Annotated in this window: 11 protein-coding genes; 9 read left to right on the top strand and 2 right to left on the bottom strand. The window is 69.9% G+C overall.

The annotated features are described in order from the left end of the window. The first annotated feature begins 219 nt into the window (after positions 1 to 219). The 9 genes from ACPCJR_RS06645 to ACPCJR_RS06605 all read left to right on the top strand — a co-directional run bounded on the left by ACPCJR_RS06645 (position 220) and on the right by ACPCJR_RS06605 (position 12,566). A complete protein-coding gene (locus ACPCJR_RS06645; protein ID WP_238307871.1) occupies positions 220 to 1,674 on the top strand; it encodes a tyrosine-type recombinase/integrase in 1,455 nt (484 codons plus the stop codon). 436 nt (positions 1,675 to 2,110) lie between these two features. Continuing rightward, positions 2,111 to 2,923, top strand: coding sequence for a hypothetical protein (locus ACPCJR_RS06640; protein ID WP_238307872.1), 813 nt, complete (start codon positions 2,111 to 2,113; stop codon positions 2,921 to 2,923). A 1,351-nt stretch (positions 2,924 to 4,274) separates the two neighbouring features. Continuing rightward, entirely contained in the window at positions 4,275 to 4,751 is a 477-nt protein-coding gene (locus tag ACPCJR_RS06635; protein ID WP_096486627.1) for a hypothetical protein, read from the top strand. A gap of 483 nt (positions 4,752 to 5,234) precedes the next feature. Further along, a complete protein-coding gene (locus tag ACPCJR_RS06630) occupies positions 5,235 to 5,927 on the top strand; it encodes an RNA polymerase sigma factor (RefSeq protein ID WP_238307874.1) in 693 nt (230 codons plus the stop codon). Next, positions 5,924 to 6,556: a hypothetical protein gene (locus tag ACPCJR_RS06625; RefSeq protein WP_166060463.1), complete on the top strand. Its 633-nt coding sequence runs from the start codon at positions 5,924 to 5,926 to the stop codon at positions 6,554 to 6,556. Before ACPCJR_RS06630 ends, ACPCJR_RS06625 begins: the two co-directional genes overlap by 4 nt. After that, positions 6,543 to 9,974: an ATP-dependent helicase gene (locus ACPCJR_RS06620; protein ID WP_003596988.1), complete on the top strand. Its 3,432-nt coding sequence runs from the start codon at positions 6,543 to 6,545 to the stop codon at positions 9,972 to 9,974. The genes ACPCJR_RS06625 and ACPCJR_RS06620 overlap by 14 nt, the downstream gene beginning before the upstream one ends. Before the next feature lie 144 nt (positions 9,975 to 10,118). Next, entirely contained in the window at positions 10,119 to 10,832 is a 714-nt protein-coding gene (locus tag ACPCJR_RS06615; RefSeq protein ID WP_003596987.1) for a multiubiquitin domain-containing protein, read from the top strand. A 1-nt stretch (position 10,833) separates the two neighbouring features. After that, positions 10,834 to 12,228 (top strand): ThiF family adenylyltransferase, encoded by a 1,395-nt coding sequence (locus ACPCJR_RS06610; protein WP_238307876.1) that lies wholly within the window; start codon positions 10,834 to 10,836, stop codon positions 12,226 to 12,228. Beyond that, complete coding sequence (locus ACPCJR_RS06605) at positions 12,228 to 12,566, top strand: DUF6527 family protein (RefSeq protein WP_003596985.1); 339 nt, start codon at positions 12,228 to 12,230, stop codon at positions 12,564 to 12,566. The genes ACPCJR_RS06610 and ACPCJR_RS06605 overlap by 1 nt, the downstream gene beginning before the upstream one ends. A 375-nt stretch (positions 12,567 to 12,941) precedes the next feature. Here the strand turns inward: ACPCJR_RS06605 and ACPCJR_RS06600 are convergent, their stop codons facing one another. Continuing rightward, a complete protein-coding gene (locus tag ACPCJR_RS06600; protein WP_003596984.1) occupies positions 12,942 to 13,421 on the bottom strand; it encodes a hypothetical protein in 480 nt (159 codons plus the stop codon). Positions 13,422 to 13,648: 227 nt separating this feature from the next. Continuing rightward, positions 13,649 to 16,048: a heavy metal translocating P-type ATPase gene (locus tag ACPCJR_RS06595; RefSeq protein WP_003596983.1), complete on the bottom strand. Its 2,400-nt coding sequence runs from the start codon at positions 16,046 to 16,048 to the stop codon at positions 13,649 to 13,651. Positions 16,049 to 16,088 lie beyond the last annotated feature (40 nt).

Below are 16,088 nucleotides of genomic sequence, written 5' to 3'. Positions count from 1 at the left end.
TGGCCATCGTTTTTTATCTCCGGTATAATTTACCATCCACGAATAGCACGGCGAACGGTTTGCGGACCGGGGCGGAACCGGGTGGCGGCAGCACGACGCGTTAGCGTTGGATCAAGGTACTCGCTCCATCATCGGCACTGCAGCGGACCGACGATTGACTGTCTGAGGTGCCCGGCATCCCGCTTGGCAGGAGTGAAGCGTCGCCGCGCTGGACTCCGCATGGAGTACGTCTTGGCCCGCACGCCCGACCCGAAGAAGGCTTACCTGGAATTGCACGGCGGCACGTGGCGGGTCACGGTCTCGGTTCCGGTACCGGTGCGGCGCGCCCTCGGGGCCACGAAGCTCGTGCACAATCTCGGCACGGACAGCCTCAGGGAGGCGAACGTGCTCAAGAGGAAGCACGTGGAGCGCTTCAAGCGGCGGATCGCGGAGGCCATGGAGGCGGTGGGGCGTCCCAGCGTGGACGACATGAAGATCGCCGTTGAGTTCTCGAAGGTCGCCGAGGAACTCAAGCGGAACGGCAGTGCCGAGGATTGGCAGGAGTTTCAGGAGGCGGTCTACGAGCGCCATGCGGAGATCCGCTGGAAGGACGCGCGTTGGGTTAGGGTCGAAGATCCCGAGGAAGGTCCGAACGAGGTCGAGGAGGCGCTTCCCGAGCAGACCGAGAAGGCCATGCTCTTCTCGGCGATCTCGCACGGTCGGGCGACTCCCGTCGACCTGATGCACGAGGACTACCGCAAGCAGCTCTTCGTCAAGGACCGGACCCGGGCGGACGACGCCCGCGCGCTGCGCCTCCTGCAGGAATGGTGCAAGCGCGAGCGCATCCCGGCCACGCTACAAGAGATCGACGTGAGGCGCGCGCACGCCTTCGCCGACGCGCTGGTCGAGATGACCGGCCTCCACCACGTGACGCTCAACAAGTACATCGGCCGGCTCTCCGGCTACTGGCAGTGGATGGTGCCGAGGACGGCGGCCGTGTCGGGCAACGTGTTCGCCAACGTCCGCCTCAAGGGCCCGAAGGAGAAGCACGACCAGAAGGAGAGGCCCTTCAAGGACAGTGAAGTTGCGGACCTGCTACGCGGGCCCGCCCCGCCGAAGCTGCGAGACTTGATGATGATCGGGGCGCTGACCGGGGCGCGGCTCGACGCCATCGTCGACCTGAAGGTCCGCGACACGGCGTACAATTGCTTCCTGTTCAAGCCTCAGAAGCAGGAGGCGTCGGCCCGCTACGTCCCGATCCATCCCGACCTGGCGGAACTCGTCGCCCGGCGAACGGCCGGCAAGCAGCCCGAGGACGACCTTTTTCCGGAATGGCCCCCAGTCAAGAAGGCCGGCTCGATGCGCGAGCGCAGCTTCAAGGCCTCGAACCGGTTCACGGAATACCGCCGAAGCGTCGGGGTCGACGAGGTGGTGCCCGGCAAGCGGCGGTCCCTGGTGAATTTCCACTCCTTCCGGCGCTGGTTCAGCAGCCGCATGGAGCAGGCCGGGGTGCCGGGCGAGATGATTTCCGCGATCGTCGGGCACAAGCGCAGCAGCATCACCCTGGACGTGTACAGCGAGGGGCCGCACATGCGCGCGGCGCGCCGAGCCATCGCCAAGCTCAAGTTGCCCCCGCTGGACGGCAGCCCGATCCGCGATGAGATGACCCTCAGGCCGCGGGCGCATCCCAGGTAGGGCGCGGTTTCGACGGGCGGGCAGGCGCATCCGGCATCCGCACGGGCAACCGTCCGCGCGACCGGCTTGCTCCGTCCCCCCCAAGGAACCGTTATGGGCATCGAGTCTCGCCTCGCCCATCGGCGTCGCCCTCGCGTGATGGCCTCGTCCCGGGAGCAAGCGCCTGGTCGTTGCCAGCCACGCGACGTGACCCAAGGTCATTTGTCTGCATCCTGGAGGTTTGCGGTAACCTTCATGGCGGCTTCGGGTCGGCTCCGCGCCACCTCCACCTTGTCGCAGATATTATACCGATGGTATAAATAAGCGTCGCTGAGGGACGAGGTTCGAGCGTGCACTGACGGAGGTGGCAATGGTCGTGGGGTTCTTTTCTGACGATGGTTCCGCTCTTTACGCCGCGCTGCTGGCCAGCTGCGGGCTCGCGTGCGTAGGACGGTTCATGACCGTCATCGACGGACACGAGATCGGGCGGCCGACCTGCGGTCCATCCATGGAGGACGCGGCGGCATCCCGGGCGGACATGTCCGCGACGCTCGCGCGGGCCGCGGTCGGCGGCCAAGCCGACGTCGCCTTCGTCGCCCCGCTCGGCTTCCTGCATGAGGGCGGCGTCTGGACCCACCTCGACGTGGCCGTGGTCTCCGGAGGGGACCCCCTGCAAGCCAGGCGCGCTAGGCGGTCCGCCGGTCACGCTGACGGCGGAGAGCTCGCGTCCGGCGCGAAACGTCGGAACGCATCCGACTGCTGCGCGCGGCGCCCGTGGCTCCTGACGTTCGGGGCGGGGCGGCCTCATGGGCCTGCCGCATCGCCCAAGCATGGCCTGCAGGGACGCGGCACCGAAGCCGCCGCGAGGACGCTGCCGGTCCGGGTGCCTTTGCCCGGCCGATCCGTGAAGGCCGCCATGGACCGCGGGCTTCCGACACTTGAGACCCTACGCATCGGGATCCTGCTGGCGGCGACCTTTGAGGTCGCCGCTGCGGTTCCCGACGCGGCCGCCGTCGAACTCGCGACGATGTCCGACCTGATGTCCCCGGCCTCTCATCCGGCTGACCAAGCCCTGGCCGGACGCCTGTCCGATCTGGCGGATCGACTGGTCGACATCGAACGGGCGCTGGGTACGCCGGCATCGCCGGCCGCCTCCAACAGGCGGGATCGGGGCATGCGGAGGATTGCCAGGTCCTGTCGCGACGCCGTCCCGGAACTGCCGACGGCATCCTGGCCGACGGGCAGCGCATCCGCCGCCGGACGTCGATAGCCGGAATCGCTTCCCGCTACGCGACCGTGCGTCGGCACCTGACCCGCCGATCCGGTCTCAAGAACCGCTCCGCCCCTGCCCGATCCGGTTCCGGGAGGGACGCGAGCCGGCCACGGTGCATCGGGAGCCCGCTGCGCCCCGCCCAAGGTCCGAGGCACTGGTCCGTGCCGTGGCGGAACGCGTCTGCCCCGCGGCCACGGAACGGCCGAGCTTGATTGCCCGTTGAGCCGTCATGAGGCTCCTCATGACGATCCTTGCGGCGACGGCGATCTGCGCGGCTGCACTGACCGTTGTCGGCTATGGGGCCGGCGCGCGGCCAGACGACCGACCGCTGACGGGCCTCACGGCCGCGACCATCCTGGGGACCCCCGCGGCAGGCGCTCCGGGCGACCACGGGAGCCGAAGAAAGCGTGCCGGGACGGTGTCCGGCAACCACCAGGCGGAAAAAGTATCCCCGCTCGGGGAAGGCACGCCCCCGGCAGACGGCCCGCAGGGCTAAGCGCGGGCCCTCCCCCCGGATCGCGCGCCGGGCATCCAACCGGATATGACGCCTTCGCGCGGCACCGGCCGCTCCGGAGACGGCTATGTGCCACCGTCGCCCTGGCCGCCTCGCTACTTGGGCCGGATGGGACCGGCGGCCGACGAAGCCCACATCGCGCACCAGGAGCTGCCCCGCTTCCGACACGCGGATCGCCCTTGAGGCCGGTGCGGCCGTGCCAAGCCTGCCTGCGGTTTCCTCCACCCGCCAGCGAAGGATTGCCGGAGCAGGGGGCAAGGATTGCGTCGTTGCTCCTTCCGTCGCCTCATTGGTCGGGCATTCTGCATAAGTGGCTGTCCGGATTGATCTTTTTCATATTTCAATATCAAATCCGAAAGAATAGGCTATTCGATCCTTGGAATGCTTCGACGTCCCTCTGATGTCCTGCTTCAATCGAGCATCATCTCGCGATCATAGCAGATCGCAGGCCGATCCTGCAGTAAAAGGCGGGGTCCAGACTTGACTCCCAGGGCCGTGCTCGCGGTACAAGGCGCTGCCCGGGCCGCATCGGCCCGAGCCGACCAGGAGTAAGGGAATGACCGTGCCGGAACCGCCGTCGCGCAGGTAGGCGTGTGCGGGTAGCCGCCCACACACGCCTCCTTGCGATCCATCGACCGGGATGCGCCCTCACGAGGCCAAAGGCACCCCGGTCAGCAACCCCGAACCGCCGAGGGCGGAAACGGGCGCTTCGGCGCATGGGCAGTGGATTCGCATCTCCCGCCGCCCTTGGCAAGAGTCCCCGTTCCGCTCCGGCTCGAACGACGCCAGCCGACAGGCATCGACCGGCCGTGCGTCGCCAGCGCGGAGCTGTCATTGAACACGAAGCATGATCGAGATCCCGCACGCGAAGCGCGGGAGACGCCCGATGACGCCGGCGCGTCGGCCGTCGGCCCGGGGGTGCCCGAACCCTTGTATCCGCCGACGAAGGTTGCCGGGGCCGACCTGATGGTCGTCGGCCTCGCCTACCGGTCCGACGAGTGGATCGAGTTCCTGGATGGCGAGGATCCCGGCGGCCGTTTCGAGGTCGCCGCAGTGGTCGACCCCGCCGACCTTCGCCAGATCGAAGCGATGGTGGCGGGGCGCACCTTCCGTCTGGCGGCCGTCGACCAGGAGCTCGCCATGGGCACGTCCCTGGCCGTTCAACTCGCCTTCTTCGGGCCGCCGTCGGTCAAGGTCCTGCCGCCGCCGTCGGAGCGCAAAAGGCTGGTCGGCTCCAAGGCGCGGCGCCCCCCCGAGAGGCCCTGGGTCCACACCCTCGGCGGTCCGCGGGAGCCAAGTCCGCGACGGTAGGAGACCGCGTGTCGGGAGGGCGCCGGGTTGCGCCCTCCCGGGCATGAGGCGGACGCCTCACGGTCGCGCTCGGGGAAGAGGGTTGCCGCCGTGCCCCCGCGCGTCGGATGAGCCTGATTTGGATCGGGGTAGCGACTACTCCGCCGAGCCGGCCCGCGACACCTTGAGCGCCCATCATCGGCTGCGTCGGCGCCGACGATACGAGGCCCGCCGTCTCGAACCCGCGGTCCCCGCCGGAGCGGGCATTCCGCTCCTCGATATCCTGGGGCGATTGAGTTCATGGAGGCGCGCAAGATCCCCAAGCCATTGCACAACCGTGTCGGCGCTGCCGAATTTCGGCCACTCTAAGTAGCCACGTGAGCCGGGCGATCCCCGTTTCCATGGCTTGATCCCGACTTCGCGATGGCTCCCCCGCTCAACCGACGAACCAAGAAGGGAGAGCCGTATGTGCGCCCCCCTTCGATAGAAGCCGCCCTCGACCGATTGGCCGCCCTCGACCTGGATGGGATCGTGCGTGAGGCACGGGCGGAGGACCCCAAGGCGCCCGGCTACGTCGAGAGCGAATGCTTGGTCCATCTGCTGCGCTCGACACGCCACGACAACACGGACACCCGTTTCCAGAGACTGTTCGAGGTGTTGATCGAGAGGGTCGAGCGCTCCCTGAAGGGCTCGATCCGGACCAGCCGCCGCTACGACGCGGAGGAGTTGCGGACCGAGGTCGTCAACCGCCTCGTCGATCTCCTCGTCGAGGACAGGCAGTCTCCGGGCATCAAGCTGGATTTCTTCGAGGTGCGGTTCGCCCGCGCTATGGCCGCCTTGCGCATCGGCGTGCTGCGGCGTTCCGAAAGCCAGGCGGAGGGGACCGACCACATCGAAGACATGGGCGACGGTGAAGGTGATGCCGTCCCGGACCTGACGAACCGTATCAGCCAAGCCTTCGCCGCCGACGAGTCCGAACAGGAAAAAGAACATTTCCGGAACGAGCTGCTTCGCGCGATCGACCGTCTGCCACCCCTTCAACGGGAGGCCGTAGCCCTCTTCCTCGAAGGCCACCGCATCGAGGGAGAAGACACGGAGACCATAGCGAAGCTTTGCGGCGTCTCGGACCGGGCGGTACGTTATCGCCTCAGGAATGCGTACGAGACGCTGCGTCGGGAACTCGGAGAGAGACGATGACGACCAGCCCCTCGCACCGCGCGCAAGAAATCCTCATGACCTTCGCGGCGGAAGGCGAACCCACCCCGAAGCGGTTGGAGGCCTTTACGAAGGAGTACCCGGACCTCCGCCGCGAGCTCACCGACCTTGCGGTCGAGTTGGTGCTGGAACCCTCGCGGCCGGTCCCCGCGGCTGACGCCGCGACGGCGCGCACCGTGTCGTCGGCATGGGCTCGCTTCCAGGCAGGCATCGCCAGCCCCCCGGCGAAGTCCCGGGCCGGCGCGGTGGTCGAGCCTTCGCCGGACGTCTTCGCGGGCTTCGCCGGCCCGTCATTCCCACGGCTCGCGGCCCGGCTCGGAGTGACCCCCGCCTTCCTGATCAAGGTCCGGGACGGCCTGATCGAGGCCGCGTCCTTCCCCAAGGCGCTGGCCCGGGACATCGCGGACGAGGTCGGGCATGGCGTCGACACGGTCATCGCCCTGTTGGAGCGCCCCGCATCCATGCCGGCCGGAACGATGGCCAAGGCCGACGGCAAGCCGGAGGTCGGCGTGAAGCAGACTTTCGAGGAGGCGGTGGCGAGCTCGGGCCTGACGGCGGATCAACGGCGGCGTCTGCTCGCGATGGCAGAGGCCGAACGTGGATCCGATTGAGGCGGGGCGGAAGCAGGCCGCCCGCATCCATGCCGAGATGGTCGCCGAGGGAGCCGATCCCTGGCAGCCGTTCGACCTTGCCGTGCGGGCCATTGAGGGCCACGGCCTCTGGCACCAGCCCGTCCACGCGGGCGACGTCTCCCTGAACGGAGGCCGGGCACGGCTCGACCCGAAGTCGAAGGGCATCCTGTACGGCGAGACGGGCACTCCCGGAGGCGATGCGCTCCTGCTCGGACATGAGCTCGGGCACGTGGTGATGCACGGCGGGACCGCTCCCGTCGTCACCACGCATACCGACCCGAGCCGATCCTCCGAGAGCGGCAGCGCCGTCGAGCGGCTGGCCGACTACGGGCGTGGGGAGCGCCGCGAGGTCCAGGCCGACCTGTTCGCGCGCGAACTGGTGCTGCCGCGAGCCGTCGCGCGTCGCCATCACCAAGACGGGATGAGCGTCGCCGACATCGCCGGGCGGCTCGGCATCTGCCCGGACGTGGTGACCCAGCAACTGCTGGACGCGCTACTGCTTCCCGTCGTGCCGGACGCCGCCCCCGCCCCCGCGGCCACGATGCGGCCGGACCCGAGCCAGGATGCGGCGGTCGCCCATCGTGGCGGCCCCTACCTGCTCCAGGCGGGGCCCGGGACGGGCAAGACCCGCACGTTGGTCAGAAGGATCGAGAGCCTCGTCGACGAGGGGATCGACCCGAACGGAATCCTCGTCCTGACCTTCTCGAACAAGGCGGCGGCCGAGCTGATGGATCGGCTCGCCCTGTCGCGGCCCGAGGCGGCCGCCTCGGTCTGGACGGGCACCTTCCACGCGTTCGGGCTGGACGTGATCCGCCGCTTCCACGAACGCCTCGGACGAAGCGCGAGCCCGAAGCTCGTCGACAAGCCCACGGCCATCACGATGCTGGAGGGGGTTCTGGCGAGCCTGCCGCTGGCGCATTACCGGGACCTCTGGGACCCGGTGCAGGATCTCTCGAACATCCTCTCGGCCATTTCCCGCGCCAAGGACGAACTCGTCGACCACGTGCGCTACCGTGAATTGGCCGATGCGATGCAGCGTGCCGCCACGGACGACGCGACGCGCCTGAGGGCGGCGCGGGCGCATGAGGAAGCCATCGTCTACGAGGCTTACGAGAGGCTGCTCTCGGAGGCCGATGCCCTCGATTTCGGTGACCTCGTCATGAGGCCCGTGCGACTTGCGGCCGAGCATCCCGACGTGGCCAAGGCGCTGTCGCTCCGCCATCGCCACCTGCTCGTCGACGAGTACCAGGACGTCAACCTCGCCACCGTGCGCTTGATCCGGGCGCTGGCGGCCGACGAGGGCGAGCGGCTGTGGGTCGTCGGCGACGCCCGCCAATCGATCTACCGGTTCCGGGGCGCCACCTCGGCCAGCATGGCCGCGTTCCGGGCGCACTATCCCGGGGCGACCCTCGGGGCGCTCGACGTCAACTACCGGTCGCGCAAGGAGATCATCGACACCTTCACGAGCTTCGCCGCGAGCGTCGACGCCTTCCGCCCGCTCGGCGCGCTCGGCCTAGCCCCCGACAGGGGGGCGTCCGGCCTCAAACCGGTGCTGCACGACGCCGGCACCCCCGACGACGAGGTCGCGCTGGTGGCCGCCTCCGCGGCGCAGGCGAAGGCTGCGGGGGTGGACTACCGCGAACAGGCGGTCCTGTGCACGACCAACGACCGCCTCGCGGAGTTCGCCGCAGGCCTGATCGCCCGGGACGTACCGGTCCTCTACCTCGGGCCGCTGTTCGAACGGCCGGAGGTGAAGGAGCTGCTCTGCCTGCTCGCACTCTTCCACGATCCCCGCGCCGCAACGCTCGTCCGCGTCGCCACGATGCCGGGGTTCGAGATGGAGCTCGGCGACGTCGCCGCGGTCGCCGCCCATCTGAGGGACGCTTCAGGGCCGCCCCTCGACTGGCTGGCCGCCGCCGACGCCATCCCCGGCCTCGGCCCCTCGGCGACGGCGCCGCTGCGGCGCCTGCGAGAGGTCTGCGGGGGCTTCGCGGATCGGACGCCTCCGTGGCGCATCGCGAGCGCGCTGGTGCTGGACCGGCTCGGCATCGGCCGGAGGATCGCGGCCTCAGGTACCCTGCCCGAACGGATGGCGGGCATTGCGATCTGGCAATTCCTGAACTTCCTGCGGTCATTGCCGGTCGAGGGTCAGTTCCCGACCTTCGAGGCGCTCCGCCGGATCAAGAGGCTGGTCGTCCTCGGCGAGGAGAAATCGCTCAGGCACGTCCCGGACGCCGCCCTCGAACTGGACGCGGTGCGCATCATGACGATCCACGCCTGCAAGGGCTTGGAGTTCCAGCTCGTCCATGCGCCCGGCATGATCAAGACGGGCCTGCCGCGAACGGCCAAGCCGCCGCCTTGCCCGCCGCCGGACGCGCTGATCGAGGGCAGCGACGGCCTCACCGGCCCGCAGGCCTGCCTGACGGGCCACGAAGAGCAGGAGGCCTGCCTCTTCTTCGTCCTGCTCTCCCGCGCGCGAGACGACCTGCGCCTCTACCGGTCCACCATGATGGCCGGCGGGACCAAGAAGCGGAACCCGTCCGACTACAACGCCCGGATCGCCGCCACGCTGGGCCGGCCGCCCGCACTCGTCCGGCTCCCGTCGCCTCCGCCGCCATCCGGCCCGGCCGCCGTTCCCATCACATGGGAGACGCCGTTCGCGCTCGACCACCAGCACCTCGATTCCTACGGGAAATGCGGGCTGCGCTTCCTCTACACCTACCTGCTCGGCCTGGGCGGACGCCGCGACGAGACGCCGTACATGCGGATGCACAACGCCGTGGCGGAGACGGTCCGTTGGCTCGACCGCAACTTCGACGCCGGGCGCGCTGAGCCGGAGGGCTTCGGCGAGGCCTTCGCCGCGGCCTGGACCGAGCACGGCCCGGTCGACCACGGGCACGCCGAGGCTTACAGGACCATCGCGGACGAGATGCTGCGGTTCCTCCTCGGCCTGCGTGACGAGGAAGGCAGGCTGCCTCCCGAGGCCTTGAGCCTGGCCGTTGCGGGAGGAAGCGTCCTTTCCAGGGCGCACGACGTGGTCCGCAACGCGGACGGACGCCTCGTCGTGCGCCGCGTCGCGACGAGGAAGGCACCGTCGGCGCTGCTGAAGGAGATCGAGTACATCGTCCTGGATGCCGCGGCGGAGGTGACGTTCGGCGAACCCGTTGTGGTCGAGGCGGTGCATCTCACCGGCGGCAGCCGGCAACCGGTGGAGATCCCGCCGAAGAAGCGGGACGAGCTTCGTGCCGCCGTCGTCGCTCACATGTCCGGCATCGGGGCGGGACTGTTCGCCCCGAGCGTGGGATCCCGCTGCCCGCGCTGCCCGCATCACTTCGCCTGCCCCGGCCTTCCCGGCGGCTCGGCGGTGGTGCGGCGACCCCTGGCGTGGGGCCGGTAGCGCGGCCCGGAGCCCCTAACAGACTGCTCGGCCCGCGGCCGAAAAAAACTTGGCCCGGCCGTTTCCGGCTTGGCCGGCCCCTTTCGATCAACCCCTCGACGGGCCGGGAAGGATGGCTTCCCGGGATGATCGAAAGGCAACGGGATGAACACCAACGAGAACCACGGCCACCACGACGACGACGCCCCCCGCACGGACGAGGACGGCGTCCGCGCGGTCAAGGTCTACGGCTTCCGCATCGACAAGAAGAGCTACGAGAACCCGCTGCCGGACCTCACCGGCCGAGACCTGCTCGTTATCGCGGGCAAGGCGCACCCGGATCGCTGGAAGATTTTCCAGAAGGTCGGCGCCCAGTTGAAGCGCATCGGCCTCGACGAGGTCGTGCACGTGAGCGACAGCGGCGAGGAGCGCTTCGTCACCCTGCCGCTCGACCAGACGGAGGGGGAGCAGCCGCTCCCCCGCCGCCGGGATTTCGCGCTTCCCGAAGGCGACGAGGAGACGCTCGACGCGGCCGGCCACCGCTGGGAGGCGATCCAGGAGGCGGGCGCCACCCGCGTCGTCGTCCGCGACTATCCCGTCCGCACCGGGTACGCCCCGGCCAAGGCGGACCTGATGCTGCGCCTGCTGCCGGGGTATCCCTCGACTCAGATCGACATGTTCTACTTCCACCCCCCGCTCGCCCGGGCCGACGGGGTTCCGATCCGCGCCCTGGTCGGGGACACCTTCGAGGGCAAGCACTGGCAGGGTTGGTCGCGTCACCGCACCGGCGAGAACCCCTGGCGCCCGGACGTCGACGACATCGGCACGCACCTCGCGCTGGTTGAGCATTGCCTCGCCAAGGAAGTGGGGGCCGCCTGACATGCGCACCACCCTCGCCCTGACCGGCGCGCAACACGCCGCGCTTTGCGCCCACCTCTTCCCCGGCGACGGCCGCGAGGCGGTCGCCCTGATGCTCTGCGGGCGCGCCGTCTCGCCCGGACGGACGAAATTCGTCGTGAACCGGATCGTCCCGATCCCGCACCATGCCTGCGAGCGCACCGACAGGCGCGTGACTTGGCCGACCGCCTACCTGGAGCCCCTGCTCGCGGAGGCGGCGAAGCGCGGCATGGCCGTGGCCAAGGTCCACAGCCATCCGGGCGGCGACCTGCGCTTCAGCGAGGTGGACGACGCCGCGGATGCCGACCTGTTCGGCGGGGTCCATGCCTGGGTCGACGACGGCCAGCCGCACCTCAGCGCGGTGATGGTCCCGGACGGGACGATGATCGCCCGGGCCCATGGCGAGGACGGCACGCACGCGCCGCTCGACCACGTCGGCGTCGTCGGCGATGACCTCCGCTTCCACCGGCCCCCCGTTCACGCTGCCCAGGCCGTTCCCGAGTTCGCGCGGCGGCACGCCCAAGCCTTCGGACGCGCGACGTTCGAGGCGATGCGGCACCTCCGCGTCGGGGTCGTGGGGTGCTCCGGGACCGGCGGTCCGGTCGTCGACCAGATCGCCCGCCTCGGCGTCGGCGAGATCGTGCTGGTCGACCCCGACCTGGTCGAGGACAAGAACCTCAACCGCATCGTCAACACGACGCTCGCCGACGTGGGTCGGCCGAAGGTGGAGGTTCTGGCGGCCTTCGTCGAACGCCTCGGGCTCGGTGCGAGGGTGGAGGCCTTTCCCTGCGACCTGTCCCGACCGGACGCGCTCAGGGCCGTTTCGACCTGCGACGTCGTGTTCGGGTGCATGGACGGGGTCGAGGGCCGCGACCTGCTGAATCGCCTCGCGACGTTCTACGTCCTGGCCTACCTGGACATCGGGGTGATGCTCGACGCCGATGGCGAGGGTGGCATCGACCAGATCTGCGGGTCGGTCCACTACCTGCAGCCGGGGCGCTCCAGCCTCCGGGGGCGCGGTCTCTACACGGACGGGATGCTTGAGGCCGAAAGTTTGAGGAGGCAGGACCCCGCGGCCTACGAGGACCGCCTCGCGCGCGGCTACATCCGCGGCGTGCCGCAGGAGCGGCCGGCCGTGGGTGCGGTGAACGGCCTGTTCTCCAGCCTCGCGGTGGTCGAGTTGCTGCTGAGGCTGCATCCGTCGCGGCTCGACCCGAACGGCGATTTCGCCGTCCAGACCCTAAGCCTGACGGCCGGGTTCTGGCAGTTCGCGCCGGAAGAGGGCACGGACGACGCGCTCGCGCGATACCTCGGTCGAGGCGACATGAGGCCGTTCCTGAACCGACCGCATCTCGACATGCTCATGAGGGCGGCGTGATGGCGGGACTTCCCGTTACGCTGCTCCGGGCGTCCCTGTCCTGGGTCGCCCGCCGCCTCGGGCGTCACACCGTGGATTTCGTCGACGAGGAGCCCGATACGCCCGCGCCTCGCACGGTCTACGTCGTGGGTGAGGATGGCCATCAGTGGTTCGCGGCCTTCGGGTGCCCGTGCGGCTGCGGCGAGACGATCAAGCTCTCGCTCGTTCCCGGCGACCGGCCGGGCTGGCGCATCCGCCGACACTGGGACGGGACCGCGTCGCTGACGCCGAGCGTCTGGCGTCAAGTGGGATGCCAGAGTCACTTCTGGCTGAGGAAGGGCCGGACCGACTGGTGCTGACCGCCTTCGCCCGCCGCGGCGCCGGTTCCGCCGACGCCGAACCTGTCGCCTCCGGAGCGGGGAGGATTCCGCCGCGGTGAACGGAGGTGAGGTCGACCCGGAGCTAGGTCGCCGCTGGCCGGACTGGGGTGAATTCCGGACATGGGGCCGTTCAGGAGGCCCTCGTTGCGACGAACGGTGCCGCTTGGAGGCCGTTGCCTCGGCCATATCACGCCGGAAAAATTGACCGGCGGAGGGATGTCGCTTCCATCGTTGCGGTCCGGACCAAGCCGAGGGCCGGATAAGCGCCGCCCGCCCGAACGCGTGATCCCCGGCCGTCGGCGGCAGGACGAACTCTGAACGGGGCGGCGCACGTGCGCCGCCCCGTCGAAGCCGTTAGGCCAGGGCAGCGGCCCACTTCGTAGGATCGGGTGACTTGTTCTTGTAGATCGTCCCGCCGAAATCCACGTGAAGCTCGGCCCACGCCCCGCCAGCCTGGCGCGCGAGAACTTCGAAGTGCTTCGGCTTGCGGCGAAGGTCCCCCGACGGGGTCCAGCCCGCGGCCTTCACCGCCTCCAGCACGCGCGATGGGTCGGCCGGCATGTCCGGTCGCTTATCGCCAGGCGGGTGACAAGGCTTCTTATGCTGGATGTGCACGGGTTCCCGGCTCTCGGCTGCGATCCGCGTCACCTTGATCTCGGACGGGCGACGCTCGCCCTCGATGTCCACATGCAGGCCCGCCACGAGCGGGAAGGCCTCCGCTCCCTTAGGGCCGAGATCGGCCAGATGCGTCCCGCCGCCGGCCTCCACCGTGAAGCGATGGGCAAAAACGTGCTGAATGACCCCCGAGAGGGCCGTCGTGTCGTGGTGCGGCATGATCTTCTCCGTAGGGCGCCCATCCGCAGGCGCGGCCCGTCAGGTGGCCTGGCCTCACACGCCGTTCAAGATTGACCCCGGCCGGTGCGAGCGAGGGGACGATCACCTTTCTGTGCTTCGTCCCGAGGCCGCGGGGGCCCGTGCGCGGCTCACATGCCGGGTCTGCGGACCCATGGTGCTGCCGCGATCATGCTCACGCGCAGACCCTGCTCGGCCGACACGTAGCCTCAAGGATCGAGCCGGGCCGTCCGCAGGCGCAGGGCGTTGCCGATGACGCTGACCGAGGACAGCGCCATGGCAGCGGCGGCGATGACGGGCGAGAGCAGGATACCCAGGAACGGGTACAGCACCCCGGCCGCGACCGGCACGCCGGCGGCGTTGTAGACGAAGGCGAAGAACAGGTTCTGGCGGATGTTGCCCATCACCGCCTTCGAAAGGCGCCGCGCCCGCACGATCCCCATCAAGTCGCCCTTGAGCAGCGTCAGGCCGGCGCTCTCGATGGCCACGTCCGTGCCGGTGCCCATCGCGATGCCGACGTCCGCCGCGGCGAGCGCGGGGGCGTCGTTGACGCCGTCGCCCGCCATGGCGACCACCTGCCCGGCCGCCTTGTAGCGCTCGACCACGGCGGCCTTCCGGTCGGGCAGCACCTCCGCCTCGACCTCCTCGATGCCGAGGCGGCGGGCGACGGCCTCGGCGGTGGTGCGGTTGTCGCCGGTCAGCATCACCACCCGGATGCCCTCGGTCCGGAGCGCCGCCAGCGCCTCCGCGGTCGTCGCCTTGACGGGGTCGGCGATGGCGATGACGCCCGCCACCCGTCCGTCGACGGCGGCGAAGATCGCGGTCGCGCCGTCTCGCCTCAGTTCGTCCGCCCCTGCCGCATATGCCGACACGTCCACGCCATGCTCGCGCAGGAAGGCCGCGTTGCCGAGCGCAACCCGGCGCCCCTCCACGGTGCCGAACGCGCCCTTGCCGGTCGGGCTTTCGAAGTCGGCGACGGCGGCGGTCGCGACGCCGCGCTCCTCCGCGGCCCGCACGACCGCCGTGGCCAGCGGGTGCTCGCTCGCCCGCTCGACGCTCGCCGCGAGGCGCAGCACCGTAGCCTCATCGAAGCTAGCTGAAGGCACGATCCGGGTGACCGCCGGCTTGCCCTCGGTCAGCGTGCCTGTCTTGTCGACCAGGAGGGTGCCCACCCGCTCCATGCGCTCCAGGGCCTCGGCGTTCTTGACCAGGACGCCGGCCCCGGCACCCCGTCCGACGCCGACCATGATGGACATCGGCGTGGCGAGCCCGAGCGCGCAGGGGCAGGCAATGATGAGCACCGCGACGGCGGCCAAGAGCGCGAAGGTGAAGCGCGGCTCCGGCCCGAAGACCATCCAGGCGAGGAACGCGAGGACCGCCACGCCGATGACGGCGGGCACGAACCAGCCGGCCACTTGGTCGGCGAGGCGCTGGATGGGTGCGCGCGAGCGCTGGGCCTCGGCCACCATCTGGACGATGCGGGCCAGCATGGTGTCGCGCCCGACCTTCGTGGCCTCGATCACGAGGGCCCCGGACTGGTTCAGGCTGCCGCCGACCACGGGGGCGCCCGCCGCCTTGGTGACCGGCATCGATTCCCCCGTCACCAGGCTCTCGTCCACCGAGCTCCGCCCCTCGGCGACGAAGCCGTCGACCGGCACCTTCTCGCCCGGGCGCACCCGCAACCGGTCGCCGGCCGCGATGGCGTCGAGGGACGTCTCTTCCTCGGAGCCGTCCGGTCGAATGCGGTGGGCCGTCTTCGGCGTCAGGTCGAGCAGGGCACGGATCGCGCCGCCGGTGCTCTCGCGGGCGCGAAGTTCCAGTACCTGCCCGAGGAGCACCAGAACCGTGATGACGGCCGCCGCCTCGAAGTAGGCAGGCACGGCCCCGCCATGCCCGCGCAGGGCCTGCGGGAACAGGCCCGGGGCAGCTGTGGCGACGACGCTGTAGAGGAAGGCGCAGCCCGTCCCCAGCGAAACCAGCGTGAACATGTTGAGGTTGCGCGAGACCACGGAACGATAGCCACGCACGAAGAACGGCCAGCCCGCCCAGAGCACCACAGGCGCGGCGAGCACGAACTGTATCCAGTTCGAGGTTTGCTGCCCGAGGCGTTCCGCCAGCCCGAACAGGTGGCCACCCATCTCCAGGACGAAGACGGGGAGCGTCAGCACGAGCCCGACCCGAAAGCGTCGGGTCATGTCGACCAACTCCTCGCTGGGGCCGGTGTCGGCGCCGACCACGGCCGGCTCAAGCGCCATCCCGCAGATGGGGCAGCCTCCCGGGCCGACCTGCCGCACCTCCGGGTGCATCGGGCAGGTGTAGATCGTACCCTCCGGCACCGGCTCCACCCTCGCCTGCCCCGGATCGAGGTAGCGGACCGGATCGGCCTCGAACTTGGTCCGGCATCCGTTCGAGCAGAAGTAGTACGGGTGCCCGGCGTGCTCGGCCCGATGCTTCGCGGCGTGCGGATCGACCGTCATCCCGCAGACGGGATCCTTGACCGTCCCGGTGCCGGAAGCCTGGGTCTCGTGATCACCGTGCCCAAGTTGCGCATGGTCGTGCCCGGCATGATGGCCGTGGCGCTCGTGCGAGGGGGGGACGCTATGCGGCATGACCTGGCTCCCGTGGGTTCGCATCGCCTTCGGTCACCGG

It is taken from the genome of Methylobacterium sp. NPDC097929 (genome assembly GCF_049543375.1).
GTDB lineage: Bacteria > Pseudomonadota > Alphaproteobacteria > Rhizobiales > Beijerinckiaceae > Methylobacterium.
Note: the sequence above shows the minus strand (reverse complement) of the source record. Positions and strands in the feature narration are given on the sequence as shown.